Source organism: Streptomyces sp. A0642 (assembly GCF_004795105.1).
Lineage (GTDB): Bacteria > Actinomycetota > Actinomycetes > Streptomycetales > Streptomycetaceae > Streptomyces.
In genome coordinates this window covers 94,283-110,387 of record NZ_SSBL01000010.1, presented here as the reverse complement: position 1 = coordinate 110,387, position 16,105 = coordinate 94,283, and the positions used below count along the sequence as shown (strand labels likewise).

Annotated in this window: 11 protein-coding genes and 1 riboswitch; of the genes, 8 read left to right on the top strand and 3 right to left on the bottom strand. The window is 72.4% G+C overall.

Annotation, left to right across the window (positions count from 1 at the left end; all coding sequences use genetic code 11):
- Positions 1-22 precede the first annotated feature (22 nt).
- Positions 23-1,042 (top strand): LacI family DNA-binding transcriptional regulator, encoded by a 1,020-nt coding sequence (locus tag E6R60_RS19330; protein ID WP_136327843.1) that lies wholly within the window; start codon positions 23-25, stop codon positions 1,040-1,042.
- 29 nt (positions 1,043-1,071) lie between these two features.
- Here E6R60_RS19330 and E6R60_RS19325 read toward each other — a convergent pair whose 3' ends face one another.
- Positions 1,072-2,349, bottom strand: a complete 1,278-nt coding sequence (locus E6R60_RS19325; RefSeq protein ID WP_136327842.1) for a citrate synthase — start codon at positions 2,347-2,349, stop codon at positions 1,072-1,074.
- A 140-nt stretch (positions 2,350-2,489) separates the two neighbouring features.
- Here E6R60_RS19325 and E6R60_RS19320 point away from each other — a divergent pair, with 140 nt between their 5' ends.
- On the top strand, positions 2,490-3,650 hold the full coding sequence (locus E6R60_RS19320) for a citrate synthase/methylcitrate synthase (RefSeq protein ID WP_136327841.1): 1,161 nt from the start codon (positions 2,490-2,492) through the stop codon (positions 3,648-3,650).
- Between the two features lie 19 nt (positions 3,651-3,669).
- Complete coding sequence (locus E6R60_RS19315) at positions 3,670-4,773, top strand: GTP-binding protein (RefSeq protein WP_136327840.1); 1,104 nt, start codon at positions 3,670-3,672, stop codon at positions 4,771-4,773.
- A 24-nt stretch (positions 4,774-4,797) separates the two neighbouring features.
- Here E6R60_RS19315 and E6R60_RS19310 read toward each other — a convergent pair whose 3' ends face one another.
- Positions 4,798-7,248: a DNA topoisomerase IV subunit A gene (locus E6R60_RS19310; protein WP_136327839.1), complete on the bottom strand. Its 2,451-nt coding sequence runs from the start codon at positions 7,246-7,248 to the stop codon at positions 4,798-4,800.
- Positions 7,249-7,511: 263 nt separating this feature from the next.
- On the opposite strand from E6R60_RS19310, the gene E6R60_RS19305 reads away from it, so the two are divergent.
- From E6R60_RS19305 to E6R60_RS19290, 4 genes are all read left to right on the top strand, one after another.
- Entirely contained in the window at positions 7,512-8,882 is a 1,371-nt protein-coding gene (locus E6R60_RS19305; protein WP_206309456.1) for a pitrilysin family protein, read from the top strand.
- Positions 8,883-8,908: 26 nt separating this feature from the next.
- Entirely contained in the window at positions 8,909-10,291 is a 1,383-nt protein-coding gene (locus E6R60_RS19300; RefSeq protein ID WP_136327926.1) for a pitrilysin family protein, read from the top strand.
- 285 nt (positions 10,292-10,576) lie between these two features.
- A riboswitch (cyclic di-AMP (ydaO/yuaA leader) is annotated at positions 10,577-10,744 on the top strand.
- 13 nt (positions 10,745-10,757) lie between these two features.
- Entirely contained in the window at positions 10,758-11,576 is an 819-nt protein-coding gene (locus E6R60_RS19295) for a M23 family metallopeptidase (protein WP_136327838.1), read from the top strand.
- Positions 11,577-11,835: 259 nt separating this feature from the next.
- Positions 11,836-12,537 carry a GntR family transcriptional regulator gene (locus E6R60_RS19290; protein WP_136327837.1) on the top strand — a complete coding sequence of 234 codons (702 nt, stop codon included), beginning with the start codon at positions 11,836-11,838 and terminating at the stop codon, positions 12,535-12,537.
- A 190-nt stretch (positions 12,538-12,727) separates the two neighbouring features.
- On the opposite strand, the gene E6R60_RS19285 is transcribed toward E6R60_RS19290, so the two are convergent.
- Positions 12,728-13,009, bottom strand: a complete 282-nt coding sequence (locus E6R60_RS19285) for an HPr family phosphocarrier protein (RefSeq protein ID WP_136327836.1) — start codon at positions 13,007-13,009, stop codon at positions 12,728-12,730.
- Positions 13,010-13,182: 173 nt separating this feature from the next.
- Here E6R60_RS19285 and E6R60_RS19280 point away from each other — a divergent pair, with 173 nt between their 5' ends.
- A complete protein-coding gene (locus E6R60_RS19280; protein WP_136327835.1) occupies positions 13,183-16,083 on the top strand; it encodes a bifunctional GNAT family N-acetyltransferase/acetate--CoA ligase family protein in 2,901 nt (966 codons plus the stop codon).
- Positions 16,084-16,105: the final 22 nt, after the last annotated feature.

The window sequence follows — 16,105 nt, the reverse complement described above, 5'->3', positions numbered from 1 at the left end:
TTCTTGCGCTAATCTTGCGCACATGACGCGACGACTTGCTCAGGTGGCACAGAAGGTTGGGGTCAGCGAGGCCACGGTCAGCCGGGTACTCAACGGCAAGCCGGGCGTCTCCGACGCCACCCGGCAGGCCGTTCTGTCCGCGCTGGACGTCCTCGGTTACGAGCGCCCGACCCAGCTGCGCGGTGAGCGGGCCCGCCTGGTGGGCCTGGTCCTCCCAGAGCTGCAGAACCCGATCTTCCCGGCCTTCGCCGAGGTGGTCGGCGGCGCACTCGCGCAGCAGGGCCTGACCCCCGTGCTGTGCACCCAGACCAAGGGCGGGGTCTCCGAGGCGGACTACGTCGAGCTGCTGCTCCAGCAGCAGGTCTCGGGCGTGGTCTTCGCCGGCGGGCTCTACGCCCAGGCCGACGCCCCGCACGACCATTACAAGGTGCTGGCCGACCGCAAGATCCCCGTCGTCCTGATCAACGCGGCCATCGCCCACCTCGGCTTCCCCTGCGTCTCCTGCGACGACTCCGTGGCCGTCGAGCAGGCGTGGCGTCATCTGGTGTCGCTGGGCCACGAGCGCATCGGTCTGGTGCTCGGCCCCTCCGACCACATGCCCTCGCAGCGCAAGCTGGCCGCCGCCCGGGCGCTCGCCGAGGCGGCCGGCGCCACCATCCCCGACGCGTGGGTGGCCCGGGCGATGTTCTCGCTGGAAGGCGGACAGGCGGCGGCCACGCGGCTCCTGGGGGAGGGGGTCACCGGCTTCATCTGCGCCAGCGACCCGCTCGCCCTGGGAGCGGTCCGGGCGGCGCGCCGCCGGGGCCTCTCGGTCCCCGAGGACGTCTCCGTCGTGGGCTACGACGACTCGGCGTTCATGAACTGCACCGAGCCGCCGCTGACGACCGTGCGCCAGCCGATCGAGGCCATGGGGCGGGCCGCCGTCGAACTGCTCTCCGTGCAGATCGGCGGCCGCAAGGTCCCGTCCGACGAACTCCTCTTCGAGCCGGAGCTCGTCGTGCGCGGCTCGACGGCGCAGCCCCCGCGCAGCGCTTCCCGCTGATCGTCGCTGATTTGCGCTAAGAGAATCGTCTATTGCGAGGCGACGGGCAGCGGCTGGGGCGGTTGGGGACCGGTGTACTGGCCGCTGGGGCGCATCCGCAGCGGACGCTCCCCGTACTCCTCCAGGGCGTGGGCGATCCAGCCGGCCGTGCGGGCCACCGCGAACACCGTCTCTCCCGCTTCCACGGCCATGCCCGAGGAGACGGACAGGACGGCGAGCGCCAGGTCGACATTGGCGTGCAGCGGCGTGTGCCGGGCGGTCGTGGCGACGATGTCGCGGGCGGCGGCCAGGGCGGGCGCGGCCCGTGGCACCCCGGCGAGCAGGTCGAACAGGGTGCGGGCCCGGGGGTCCTCGCCGGTGTAGAGCCGGTGCCCGAGTCCCGGCACCCGGCGTCCGCTGCGCAGATGGTCCGCGACCACCGGGGCCGCTCCGCCCCGCTCCAGGACCTCGGTCAGCATACGGTGCGCCAGCCCGCTCGCGGCACCGTGCAGGGGGCCCTCCAGCACCCCGAGGCCCGCTGAGACCACGGCGTACGGATGGGCGCGGGCGGAGGCGGCGACCCGCGCCGCGAGGGTGGAGGCGGCCAGATCGTGGTCGATCAGCAGGCCCAGTGCGGTGTCCAGGACGGCCAGGGACGCCTCGTCGGCCGGGAGCCCGGTGAGTTTCGGCCATAGTTGACGCGCCAGCCCGGCGGACGCGTCGTCCCCTCCGTCGCCCTCCGCGACCGTGGGCAGCGCTGCCACCAGGGTCGGGATCAGACTCCGGGCACCCCCCAGAACCGCCTCCCGCGCCAAATCGAACCGAAGCGGGTCCGCCGTCGCCGCCGCGACGACGGCCACCCGCAGCCGGTCCGTGGACCCGGAGTGCGACGGCAGCGCACCGACCGCCCGGCGGGCCGCGGCGAGCGCCTCGGCCGGCGCCGTGAAGCGGATGCCGGGCCGGAGTTCCCCGGTCCAGAGCCACTCCGCGACCTCCTCGTACGCGTATCGCCGGGCCAGCTCCATGGCGTCCACGCCCCGGAAGAAGTACCGGTCCCCGCCGATGAGCGTGATGCCGGTCGGGAACGACAGGGCTCCGGCCGCGGCGGCGGGTTCCCTGCGCCCGGTGCGCCGCGCGAGGGCGTCGACCTCCGCCGCGTCGAACGTGCTCCCCCGCCCCCCCGGGGCGCGGTTGCTGCTGAGCTGGCCCCGGCTCACGTACGCGTACACCGTCTCGGGCTTCACGCCCAGGCGTTCCGCCGTCTCCCGCGTGGTGAGCCGTGGGCCCGGGGAGCCGGTGAGGCCGGCGGCGTCTGCTTGATCCGTCATGTTGTCCACCGTATCCATATTGATTCAATCAACATTGACAGAACTCAAGTCAAGCATGGACAGTCGAATCAATGCCAGAAGGTGCCACAGGTCAATCGCCGGAACGCACACCACCCGGCGCAAGGTCCATGGAGGAAGCAATGACGACCACCACAGCCACACCACATCTCGACATCCCCCGGGGCCTTGCGGGCGTCGTCGTCACCGACACCGCACTCGGTGACGTCCGGGGCCGCGAGGGCTTCTACCACTACCGCCAGTACTCGGCGATCGAGCTGGCGCAGAGCCGCAGCTTCGAGGACGTCTGGTACCTCATGACCGAGGGGGAGCTGCCCAGTCCGGCGGCCCGCGCCGACTTCGCCGCCCGCACCGCCCGGCTGCGCCGCCTGCCCGCCGAGGTCCGTGACGCCCTGCCCGCCATAGCGCGGGCGGGCGCCGCATCAGGTCCGCTCGCGGGGCTGCGCACGGCTCTCTCCCTGCTCGGCGCCTCGGCCGGATTCCGGCCCGTGTACGACATCGACGCCGGGCGGCGCCGCGCCGACGCCCTGACCGCGTGTGCCGCCGTCCCCACCGTGCTGACCGCTCTGTACCGGCTCGGGCAGGGCCTCGAACCGGTGGAGCCGCGCGACGACCTGCCGCACGCCGCGAACTACCTCTACATGCTGACCGGGTCCGTACCGGACGCCGACCGGGTCAGGGCCGTCGAGCGGTACCTGATCTCCACCGTCGACCACGGCTTCAACGCCTCGACCTTCACCGGCCGCGTCGTGGCCTCCACCGGCGCGGACCTCGCCGCCTGCCTGGTGGCCGCCGTCGGCGCTCTCTCCGGGCCGCTGCACGGCGGTGCGCCCAGCCGCGCCCTCGACACCCTCGATGCCATCGGCACCCCCGACCGCATCGACGGCTGGATCCGCGAGCGCGTCCTCGCCGGCGACCGGATCATGGGCTTCGGGCACCCGGTCTACCGCACGGAGGACCCGCGCTCCCGCATGCTGCGGTCCATCGCCCAGGGCTTCGGCGGCCCGCTCGTGGACTTCGCCGTGGAGGTGGAACGGCAGGTCGAGGCGATCCTCGCCGAGCTCAAGCCGGGGCGCGAACTGCACACCAACGTGGAGTTCTACGCAGGAGTGGTCATGGAGCTCTGCGGACTGCCGCGCGAGATGTTCACCCCGACCTTCTGCGCGGCGCGGGTGGTCGGCTGGAGCGCCAATATCCTGGAGCAGGCGGAGGACTCGAAGATCATCCGCCCGGCGGCCCGCTACGTCGGCCCGCCCCCGCCCCAGCCGGTCCCGGCCGTGTGACACCGCAGGAAGGTCTCCGTTGAACGCGTCGCCCCCGTCCCGCGCCCAGCAGATCCCCGTCATCGTTCTCGCGGGGTTCCTCGGATCCGGCAAGACGACGCTGCTCAACCACCTCCTGCGCCATCGCGCCGGAAACCGCATCGGTGTGATCGTCAACGACTTCGGGTCCATCGAGATCGACGCCATGACCGTCTCCGGCCAGGTCGGCTCGACCGTCTCGCTGGGCGGCGGCTGTCTGTGCTGCGCGGTCGACGCGAGCGAACTGGACACGTACCTGGAGACGCTGACCCGGCCGTCCGCCCGCCTCGACGTGATCGTCATCGAGGCGAGCGGCCTCGCGGAACCCCAGGAGCTCGTACGGATGCTCCTGGCCAGCGACAACCCGCACATCCTGTACGGGGGACTGGTCGAGGTGGTCGACGCCGCCGAGTTCGGGGCCACCCGTCGGCGCCACCCGGAGATCGACCGCCATCTCGCCGTCGCCGACCTCGTCGTGCTGAACAAGACGGACCGGGCCGGGGACGGGGAACAGGCGCGCATCCGGGAGGCCGTCGCGGCGACCGGCAGCGTGGCGGCGGTCGTGCCCGCCACGTACGGACGCGTCGACCCGGAGCTGCTCTTCGACCCGGCACTGCGGCCCGACGGTGAGGAGAAGGCGCGGCAGCTCACCTTCGAGGACCTGTACCTGGAGGAGCGGGCGCGGGAGGCCGGCGAGGAGCACGCGGAGCATCTGCACACGGCGTACGAGAGCGTCGACTTCACCTCCGATGTGCCGATGGATCCCCGCCGGCTCATGGAGTTCCTGGACTCCCGGCCGGGCGGTCTCTACCGGATCAAGGGCTACGTCGACTTCGGCGCGGGCGACGCGGACCACGCGTACGGGGTGCACGCCGTCGGCAGGTTCCTGCGGTTCGCCCCCAGGCCCTGGGCCCGCGGCGAGCAGCGGCTGACCCGGCTGGTGCTGATCGGTTCCGGGATCGACGCCCAGGCCCTGCGCAAGGAGCTGGAGGGCTGTCGCACGCCGGGGGAGCCGGGGCGGGAAACGGCGCAGGACGCCGCACACGAGCGATCCATGTGGGGCGTCCTGCGGTACGTGCACCGGCCCGGCGACGACGACGCGTAGCGCCGGAGCCGCCGGGCCCGCGTTCTACACGGGGCCGGCGATCACCGCGACCGGGCTCTCCAGAGGCGTCCCCGAACCGTCGCGCCGCGGATCGGGCTCGGGCAGCGAGGCGGGCGTGCCGTTCTTCTGCGCGGCCCTGGCGGGCGTCGCACCCGCCCAGGCGAAGACCAGCACGTCCTCACCCTTCAGGAACCGCTGACAGCGCACCCCGCCGGTGGCCCGGCCCTTGCGCGGATACTGGTCGAACGGGGTGAGCTTGCACGTCAGCACCGAATCGTCCAGCGTGCCGTGCGAGCCCGCGACCGTGAACACCATGGCGTCCACGGCGGGATCCACCGCGGCGAACGAGAGCACCTCCGCCCCGGAGGTGAGCTTCACGCCCGCCATTCCGCCGGCCGGACGCCCCTGCGGGCGCACCTGCGCCGCCGGGTAGCGCAGCAGCTGTGCGTCCGAGGTGATGAAGACCAGGTCCTCCTCGCCCGTCCGCAGCTCCGCCGCACCGACGATCCGGTCCCCGTCCTTGAGCGTGATGACCTCCAGCTCGTCCTTGTTGGCGGGGTAGTCGGGCACCACGCGCTTCACGACGCCCTGAAGGGTGCCGATCGCCAGCCCGGGCGAGGTCTCGTCGAGCGTGGTGAGGCAGACGACCTCCTCGTCCGCCCCCAGCGTGAGGAACTCGCCGACCATCGCCCCGCCCGACAGGTTGGGCGCCGCATGGGTGTCCGGCAGCTGGGGCAGATCGATCACCGCGAGCCGCAACAGCCGCCCCGTGGTGGTCACCACGCCGACGTCACCGCGCGCCGTCGCCGGCACCGCCGAGACGATCACGTCGTGCTTGGCCCGCTTGGCGTCCTCGGCGAACACGATCGGGTCGTCGTTGGCCGTACGCGCGAGCAGCCCGGTCGAGGACAGCAGCACCCGGCACGGGTCGTCCGCCACCTCGAGCGGGACGGACGCGACCTGTGAACCGGCCGACTCCAGCAGCACCGTGCGCCGGTCGGTGCCGAACTTCTTCGCGACCACCGCCAGTTCGGTGGAGACGAGCTTGCGCAGCTCGGTGTCCGACTCGAGGATCGCGGTCAGCTCGGCGATCTCGGCGTCGAGCCGGTCCCGCTCGCTCTCCAGCTCGATCCGGTCGAACCGGGTCAGCCGGCGCAGCGGCGTGTCCAGGATGTACTGGGTCTGGATCTCGCTCAGCGAGAAGTGCTCGATGAGCCGCTCCTTGGCCTGCGCCGAGTTGTCGCTGGAACGGATGAGGCGGATGACCTCGTCGATGTCGATCAGGGCGATCAGGAGGCCCTCGACCAGGTGCAGCCGGTTGCGGCGCTTGGTCCGCCGGAACTCACTGCGCCGGCGCACCACGTCGAAGCGGTGGTCGAGGTAGACCTCCAGCAGCTCCTTGAGGCCCAGCGTGAGCGGCTGCCCGTCGACCAGCGCCACGTTGTTGATGCCGAAGGACTCCTCCATCGGCGTCAGCTTGTAGAGCTGCTCCAGCACGGCCTCGGGGACGAAGCCGTTCTTGATCTCGATGACCAGGCGCAGACCGTGCGAGCGGTCGGTGAGGTCCTTGACGTCGGCGATGCCCTGGAGCTTCTTCGCCGAGACCAGGTCCTTGATCTTCGCGATCACCTTCTCCGGACCGACGGTGAAGGGCAGTTCGGTGACGACCAGGCCCTTGCGGCGCGGCGTGACGTTCTCCACGGCGACGGTGGCGCGGATCTTGAACGAGCCGCGACCGCCCGCGTACGCGTCCTTGATGCCGCCGAGCCCCACGATCCGCCCGCCGGTCGGCAGGTCGGGCCCGGGCACGAACCGCATCAGGGTCTCCAGGTCCGCACCCGGATGCTTGATGAGGTGCCGGGCGGCGGCGATGACCTCGCCCAGGTTGTGCGGCGGCATGTTGGTCGCCATGCCGACGGCGATCCCGGTCGCCCCGTTGACCAGGAGGTTCGGATAGGCGGCCGGAAGGACGACCGGCTCCTGCTCCTGGCCGTCGTAGTTCGACTGGAAGGCGACGGTGTCCTCGTCGATCGACTCCGTCATCAGTGACGTCGCGTCGGCCATCCGGCATTCGGTGTACCGCATGGCGGCCGGCGGGTCGTCGTTACCGAGCGAGCCGAAGTTCCCGTGCCCGTCGACGAGGGGGAGCCGCATCGAGAACGGCTGGGCCATCCGGACCAGCGCGTCGTAGATCGACGCGTCGCCGTGCGGGTGCAGCTTGCCCATGACTTCGCCCACCACGCGGGCGCACTTCACGAAGCCGCGGTCCGGGCGCAGGCCCATCTCGTTCATCTGGTAGACGATGCGGCGGTGCACCGGCTTCATACCGTCACGGGCGTCCGGCAGGGCCCGTGAGTAGATCACCGAGTACGCGTACTCGAGGAAGGAGCCCTGCATTTCGTCGACGACGTCGATGTCGAGGATGTTCTCCTCGAAGTCGACCGGCGGCGGGGTCTTCGTGCTGCGGCGGGCCATCGCTGCTGCGACTCCTTCACGGATTCTGTTCGGGCAACCTCAGGTTCTGACGCGCACCATTGTGGACCGCCCCACTGACAACCCGGACCTCGACCCGTCCCAAAGGGCGTTCCGCACCCCGTCCCGAGGGGCCCGGGACCCTCTTTCCCGCGAACTTTCGCGACACGGGAACTTCGCCAGGTGCCGGTGCGCTTGCTTACAGTGGCAGGTCTCGAATCAACTTCTCGACATCAGCATCCAGTATCGCGATCGAAGGGACGTACATGCCCATGGGTCACACGGCCACAACCGAGGCCGGCTCCGGCGGCTTGACAGCGACAGAGCACCGCTTGGCCAACGGCCTGCGCGTGGTGCTCTCGGAGGACCATCTGACCCCGGTCGCCGCGGTGTGCCTCTGGTACGACGTCGGTTCGCGCCACGAGGTCAAGGGACGCACCGGTCTGGCTCACCTCTTCGAGCACCTGATGTTCCAGGGTTCCGGCCAGGTCAAGGGGAACGGGCACTTCGAGCTGGTGCAGGGCGCCGGCGGCTCCCTCAACGGGACCACCAGCTTCGAGCGGACCAACTACTTCGAGACGATGCCGACGCACCAGCTGGAGCTGGCCCTGTGGCTCGAGGCCGACCGGATGGGCTCGCTGCTCGCCGCGCTCGACGACGAGTCCATGGAGAACCAGCGTGACGTCGTCAAGAACGAGCGCCGCCAGCGCTACGACAACGTGCCGTACGGCACGGCGTTCGAGAAGCTGACGGCCCTCGCCTACCCGGAGGGCCACCCGTACCACCACACCCCGATCGGCTCGATGGCCGACCTGGACGCCGCGACACTCGAGGACGCGCGGACCTTCTTCCGTACGTACTACGCGCCCAACAACGCGGTGCTCTCCGTCGTCGGCGACATCGACCCCGAGCGGACCCTCGCCTGGATCGAGAAGTACTTCGGCAGCATCCCCTCGCACGACGGCAAGCAGCCGCCGCGCGACGGCACGCTCCCCGAGATCATCGGCAGCCAGTTGCGCGAGGAGGTCCGCGAGGAGGTCCCGGCGCGTGCGCTGATGGCCGCCTACCGGCTGCCGCACGACGGCACGCGCGAATGCGACGCCGCGGACCTCGCACTGACCGTGCTGGGCGGCGGCGAGTCGTCACGGCTGCACAACCGTCTGGTCCGCCGCGACCGGACGGCCGTCGCGGCCGGATTCGGGCTGCTGCGGCTCGCGGGCGCGCCCTCGCTCGGCTGGCTGGACGTCAAGACGTCCGGCGGGGTCGAAGTGGCGCAGATCGAGGCCGCGGTCGACGAGGAGCTGGCCCGGTTCGCCGAGGAGGGCCCCACGCCCGAGGAAATGGAGCGTGCCCAGGCACAGTTGGAGCGCGAGTGGCTGGACCGCCTCGGCACCGTCGCGGGCCGCGCCGATGAACTCTGCAGGTACGCCGTGCTGTTCGGCGACCCCCAGCTCGCCCTGACGGCCGTGCACCGGGTGCTCGACGTGACCGCCGAAGAGGTCCGGGCGGCCGCCAGGGCCCAGCTGCGCCCCGACAACCGGGCGGTGCTGGTCTACGAGCCGGTCGAGTCCGCCGAGACCGCCGAAGAGGCGGACGCCGCCACCGACACCGACGTGCACGAAGGAGCGGACAAGTGACCGACGCTGCCGCGACTGGAGTTTCGATGGAGTACCACCCGCAGCCCGCCCCCGGCGTGGCCAGGCCCTGGGCCTTCCCCGCGCCCGAGCGCGGCTCCCTGCCCAACGGCCTCACGGTGCTGCGCTGCCACCGCCCCGGCCAGCAGGTCGTCGCCGTGGAGATCTTCCTCGACGCCCCCCTGGACGCCGAGCCCGAGGGCCTGGACGGGGTCGCCACGATCATGTCCCGCGCCCTGTCCGAGGGCACCGACAAGCAGAGCGCCGAGGAGTTCGCCGCCGAGCTCGAGCGCTGCGGCGCCACCCTGGACGCCCACGCCGACCACCCCGGGGTCCGGGTCTCCCTGGAGGTTCCGGCCTCCCGGCTGGCCAAGGCGCTCGGCCTGGTCGCCGAGGCGCTGCGGGCGCCCGCCTTCACCGACAGCGAGATCGAGCGGCTGGTGGGCAACCGGCTGGACGAGATCCCGCACGAGCAGGCCAATCCGGCCCGCCGTGCCGCCAAGCAGCTCTCCAAGGAGCTCTTCCCGGCCACGGCCCGCATGTCGCGCCCCCGCCAGGGCACCGAGGAGACCGTGGCCCGGATCGACTCCGCGGCCGTGCGCGCCTTCTACGACGCGCACGTCCGTCCGTCGACCGCGACCGCCGTGGTCGTCGGAGACCTCACGGGCATCGACCTGGACGCCCTGCTCGCCGACACCCTCGGCGACTGGTCGGGCAACACCGCCGAGCCCCGGCCCGTCCCGCCGATCACCGCCGACGACACGGGCCGCGTGGTGATCGTGGACCGCCCCGGGGCGGTCCAGACGCAGCTGCTGATCGGCCGGATCGGCGCGGACCGGCACGACAGCGTCTGGCCGGCCCAGGTGCTCGGCACCTACTGCCTGGGTGGCACGCTCACCTCCCGGCTCGACCGGGTGCTGCGCGAGGAGAAGGGCTACACCTACGGCGTACGGGCCTTCGCCCAGGTCCTGCGCTCCTCGGCCCCGGACTCCGCGTCCGGGGCCACGGGCGCCGCGATGCTCGCCATCAGCGGTTCGGTGGACACGGAGTCCACCGGCCCGGCCCTGGAGGACCTGTGGAAGGTCCTGCGGACCCTGGCCGCCGAAGGGCTGACGGACGCCGAACGCGAGACGGCCGTGCAGAACCTCGTCGGTGTCGCCCCGTTGAAGTTCGAGACGGCGGCCTCCGTCGCGGGCACCCTCGCGGACCAGGTCGAGCAGCACCTCCCGGACGACTACCAGGCACACCTGTACGCGCGCCTCGCGGAGACCGGCACGGTCGAGGCGACCGCGGCCGTGGTCAACGCCTTCCCGGGCGACCGGCTGGTCACGGTCCTGGTCGGCGACGCCTCGCAGATCGCGGAGCCCGTCAGGGCCCTCGGCATCGGTGAGGTGACGGTCGTTTCCGGCTGACGGCTGACGGCTGACGGCTGACGCGCAGCCGGCCGACGCCTGAGGCCCGGCCGGCCGACGGGGGCGTCCGCATGCACGGCCGGTCCCCCGATAGCGGGGCAAAGCGAAGACTCTGACGGAGCGGACTCCGTCAGAGTCTTCGCTTTTGCCCGCTTTGGGGGAGAGGTTGCCCGTCTGCCCTGTGGGATACGCGACAAAAGGGCCTGTCCGTTTGGTGGGGGGAAGTGCTCCCCCTTAGCGTCGGCTCGGCTGTTCGTCACTCGTATGCCGCATCCGCGACGTACCGGGCAGTCATCGCCGAGTCCCCGTCAGGCGCGAGCCCGGGGAGCCGGGGACCCACGCAGTCCCTGGGGTGAATCGGACGCCGGCGCCTCGTACGAGGCCGAGGAGTCCGTAGGAGACCTTCCTGCTCCGAACCCGTCAGCTAACCCGGTAGGCGAGAAGGAAGGAAAGGACCAGCCACTCCATGGCGTTCACCCGTGCCTCCGGGAAGCACCGTGCCCCGGGCCGTCTGACGCGCAGCGGCGCGAAGGCCGTCGGCATCGCGACCCTGGCCACCACCGGCGTCCTCGGCGGACTGGCCTCGCCGGCCCTGGCCGCGGACACCGAGACCCCCGCCGTCGCCGAGACCGGCCTCACCCAGGCCATCGCCATCGAGAACGTCCTCGCCGACCGGATCGACGCGCAGGCGGACGCGCAGCGGCACCAGGCCGACGTCGCCGAGAAGAAGGCCGAGGCCGAGGCGAAGAAGGCGAAGGCCGCGGCGAAGGCGAAGGCCGAGGCCAGGGCCGCCGCGAAGGCGAAGGCCACCGCCCGCGCCGAGGAGGCCCGCGAGCGCGCCGCCCGTGCCGCGCGCTCCGCCGAACGCGCCCGGCTCGGCTCCTTCCAGCTTCCCGTCGCCGGTTCGTACGTATCCACGGGCTACAAGTCCAGCGGCTCGCTCTGGTCCTCCGGGAGCCACTCCGGCATCGACTTCCACGCCGCCTCCGGGACCTCCGTCGTCGCCGTCGGCGCGGGCACGGTCGTCCAGGCCGGCTGGGGCGGGGCGTACGGCAACAACATCGTGCTGCGGATGACGGACGGCACGTACACCCAGTACGGCCACCTCTCGTCGATCGGCGTGTCCGTCGGTCAGAGCGTCGGCGCCGGACAGCAGATCGGCCTCTCCGGCTCCACCGGCAACTCGACCGGCCCGCACCTCCACTTCGAGGCCCGCACGACGCCCTCGTACGGCTCCGACATGGACCCGGTCGCCTACCTGCGGGCCCACGGCCTCTCCGTCTGAGCCTCCTGACCGGCCGGAGGCGGCCGGTCCCCGGACGCCCGCCCTCGAAGACCCCCCGCGAAGGCCCCGGCATCACGCCGGGGCCTTCGCCGTGTCCGCGTACCGGCCGCCCGCGCACACCGGCGTGCGCGGGCGGCCGGAGACCAAAAGATATTCATGAATTTCCACCCGCCGTCGGAAATGCGAGCGCATTGCAATAGAGTCGCAGGGCAGGCGTCGATCGGCCGCGTTTCGCGGGGATTAAGGCGGAGGTTCGGACATGCGCATTCCGGCGCATTCGGTATGCACGGCAATCCGTGACGACATCGTCCAGGGTGTCTTCGAACGCGGCAGCCGGCTCACCGAGGAGGTGCTCGCACGCCGGTACGGGGTCTCCCGCGTCCCGGTGCGGGAGGCGCTGCGCACCCTGGAGTCCGAGGGATTCGTGGTCACCCGCAGGCACGCCGGAGCCTGCGTCGCCGAGCCCACCGAGCAGGAGGCCGCCGACCTCCTGGAGGTCCGGACGCTGCTGGAGCCGCTCGGCGCCGCCCGTGCCGCCCACCGCCGCACGGACGCGCACCTCAAAGTGCTGCGCGGCCTGGTGAGGCTCGGTCAGGAGCGGGCCCGCCGGGGCGAGGGCGAGGACCTGCGCTCCCTGGGCGGCTGGTTCCACGAGACGCTCGCGCAGGCCTCCGGCAGTCCCGGGCTGATCGCGCTGCTCACCCAGCTCCGGCACAAGACCGCCTGGATGTACACGATCGAGCAGCCGGCCCGGCCGGTCGATTCCTGGGCGGAGCACGGCGCGATCGTGGACGCCGTGGCGCGCGGCGACGCAGAGCGGGCCAGAGCGCTGACCGCCCAGCACGCCGAGCGGGCCACCGCCGCGTACCGGCTGCGCCGCGCCGGCCGGCCGGACGCCGCCCGCACCGGCCGGGTGAGGACTTCGCAACATGTCGTAAACACCCCGAGCGGCCGGCATTAACACGTGCGCCGTATACAAAGGACAGGCATTCCGCAGGGCTTTCTTTCTGCTGCCCGAATTCAGCGCTGCGAAGCCGTTCGGTCCGGGCCCATTGTCTGATCGCCCTCCGCGTGCACGAAAAAGCCGCGGCTCCCGGTCAAGGGTGCCGCGGCTTTCGCGCGGGAATTCCCGCGGTGATGGCCCGACGGAATCAGACGGTCTCCGGAAGCTCGTCGAGCCCCTCGGCGACCAGCTTGGACAGGCGGTCCAGAGCGGCCTCGGCGTTGTCCGCATCGGACGCGAGCACGATCTCCTCGCCGCCCTGAGCGCCGAGGCCGAGCACGGCGAGCATGGAGGCCGCGTTCACCGGGTTGCCGTCGGCCTTGGCGATGGTGACGGGGACGCCGGAAGCCGTGGCGGCACGGACGAAGATGGAAGCGGGGCGGGCGTGCAGGCCCTCGGCCCAACCGACGTTGACGCGGCGCTCAGCCATGGTTCTGCCCTTCACGAATCAATGGTTGTCTAGACCAGTCTCTCATGCGGTGCTCGATGCTCCGGCCGACCCGCCGCCCCCTTCACCACCGCGCCGCACCCTCGCCCGGCCACCCTCAGACTGCCCCGGCCCCGGCACCCACGCGACCGCTGGCGGAGCCGTACGCTTTGGCCATGCAGCCCTCTCCGGAGCAGAGTCCGCATCACGCCTACCCCGATCACTGGGAGGCGGACGTGGTGCTCCGCGACGGCGGCACCGCGCGCATCAGGCCCATCACCACGGGCGATGCCGAACGGCTGGTCAGCTTCTACGAGCAGGTCTCCGACGAGTCGAAGTACTACCGCTTCTTCGCCCCCTACCCCCGGCTCTCCGCCAAGGACGTCCACCGCTTCACCCATCACGACTACGTCGACCGGGTGGGGCTGGCCGTCACGGTGGGCGGCGAGTTCATCGCCACGGTCCGCTACGACCGGATCAACGCACAGGGCAGGCCCGCCACGGCCCCGGCCGACGAGGCCGAGGTCGCCTTCCTCGTCCAGGACGCGCACCAGGGCCGCGGCGTGGCCTCGGCCCTGCTCGAACACATCGCGGCCGTCGCCCGCGAGCGCGGCATCCGGCGCTTCGCGGCCGAGGTGCTGCCCGCCAACAACAAGATGATCAAGGTGTTCCGGGACGCCGGGTACACCCAGCAGCGCAGCTTCGAGGACGGCGCCGTCCACCTCACCCTGGACCTCGAACCGACCGCCGAGTCGCTGGCCGTCCAGCGCGCCCGGGAACAGCGGGCCGAGGCCCGCTCCGTGCAACGGCTGCTCGCCCCGGGCTCGGTCGCCGTCATCGGCGCGGGCCGCACCCCGGGCGGTGTCGGCCGCACCGTCCTGCGCAACCTCCTGGGCGCCGGCTTCACCGGCCGGACCTACGCCGTGAACAGCGCGTTCGCCGCCGACCAGGCCACCATCGACGGCGTGCCCGCCCACCGCTCCCTCGGCGAGATCGGTGAGTCCGTCGACCTCGCCGTCGTCGCCGTCCCCGCGGAACGGGTGCCCGAGGCCGTCGCGGACTGCGGGGAACACGGAGTCCAGGGACTCGTCGTCCTGTCCGCCGGGTACGCCGAGTGGGGCGCCGAGGGCCGCGAACGTCAGCGCGAACTGGTGCGCCAGGCCCGCTCGTACGGCATGCGGATCATCGGCCCGAACGCCTTCGGCGTCATCAACAACTCCGAGGCGGTCCGGCTCAACGCCTCCCTCGCGCCCGAGCGGCCCGCCCCGGGGCGCATCGGCCTGTTCACCCAGTCGGGCGCGATCGGCATCGCCCTGCTCTCCGGGCTCTACCGGCGCGGAGCGGGGCTCTCCACCTTCATCTCGGCAGGAAACCGCGCCGACATCTCCGGGAACGACTTCCTGCAGTACTGGTTCGAGGACCCGGACACCGATGTCGCCCTGCTGTACCTGGAGTCGCTCGGCAACCCCCGCAAGTTCACCCGGCTCGCCCGGCGGACCGCGGCCGTGAAGCCGGTGGTCGTGGTGAAGGGCGCCCGGCACAGCGGCTCCACACCGCCCGGCCACGCGGTCCCCGTCAGCCGGATCCCCGACGCGACGGTCTCCGCGCTGATGCGGCAGGCGGGCGTGATCCGCGTCGACACGGTCACGGAGATGGTCGACGCGGGACTGCTCCTGGCCGACCAGCCGCTCCCCGCGGGCGGGCGCGTCGCGATCCTCGGCAACTCGGAGTCGCTCGGGCTGCTCACGTACGACGCCTGCCTGGCGGAAGGGCTGCGCCCGCGCCCGCCCATCGACCTCACCACGGCGGCCACCCCCCAGGACTTCCGGGAGGCGCTGGCCGAGGCGCTGGCCGACGGCGGCTGCGACGCGGTCGTCGTGACGGCGATCCCGTGGGTGGGCGAGAACGGCGAGGCGGAGTCGGGCGACGGGGAGGTCCTGGCGACGGCCCTGCACGCGGCGGCGGCGTCCGGCCCCGCCAAGCCGGTCGCCGTGGTCCATGTGGAGATCGGCGGACTCGCGGAGGCGCTGGCCGCCGCGACCAGCACGGTGGCGCAACAGCGGCCGGCGCCGGAGCCGCCCGCCCTCGCGGCGCCGGCGCCGCCCGTCGGCACCGGTACGGGCACCGGTTCCGCCGCCACCACGGCTGGGGCAGCCCCCGACGACGCGCCCGAGGACGGCCCCGAAGCCCCCCGCCCCGTCGGCCGCATCCCCGCGTACCCCGCCGCCGAACGCGCGGTCCGGGCGCTCGCCGAGGCCGTGCGGTACGCCCAGTGGCGACGCGAGACCGCCGTACCGGGGAAGGTGCCCGAGTTCCTCGACGACACCATCGACGAGCCGGCCGCGGCCGCCCTCATCGAGACCCTGCTCGGCCCGGACCCCGATCCGCGCGGCAGGCCCCTGGAACACGACGAGGCGCGCGAGCTCCTGGCCTGCTACGGCATCACGGTCCGGCCGACCCGGCCGGCCCCCGGCCCCGAGGAGGCCGTGGCCGCGGCGGCGCGGCTCGGCTACCCGGTGGCGCTGAAGACCACCGCGCCCCATCTGCGTCACCGGGCCGACCTCGGCGGAGTCCGCCTGGACCTCGACGGCGAGGCCGCGCTGCGCCGGGCGTACGGCGAGCTGACCGACCTGCTCGGCAAGCCCGCCGAGCTCCGGCCGGTCGTGCAGTCGATGGCTCCGCGCGGCGTCGACACCGTCGTGCGGGCCAGCATCGACCCGGCGGCCGGCGCCGTCCTCTCCTTCGGCCTGGCCGGCGCACCCTCCGAACTCCTCGGCGACACCGCACACCGTTTGGTCCCCGCCACCGACCGTGACGCCGCCGAACTGATCCGGTCCATCAAGGCGGCCCCGGTCCTCTTCGGCTGGCGCGGATCGGCCCCCGTGGACACCGCCGCGCTGGAGGAACTGCTGCTGCGGGTCTCCCGGCTGGTCGACGAACACCCGGAGGTGGTCTCCCTCGCCCTGGAGCCGGTCGTGGTCGCCACCCAGGGACTGACCGTCCTCGGAGCGAGCGTCCGGCTCGCGCCGCCCCCGGCCCGGACCGACCTCGGCCCCCGCCGGCTGTCCAACTACTGACCCGCGCCGCCGGCCCCCGCCC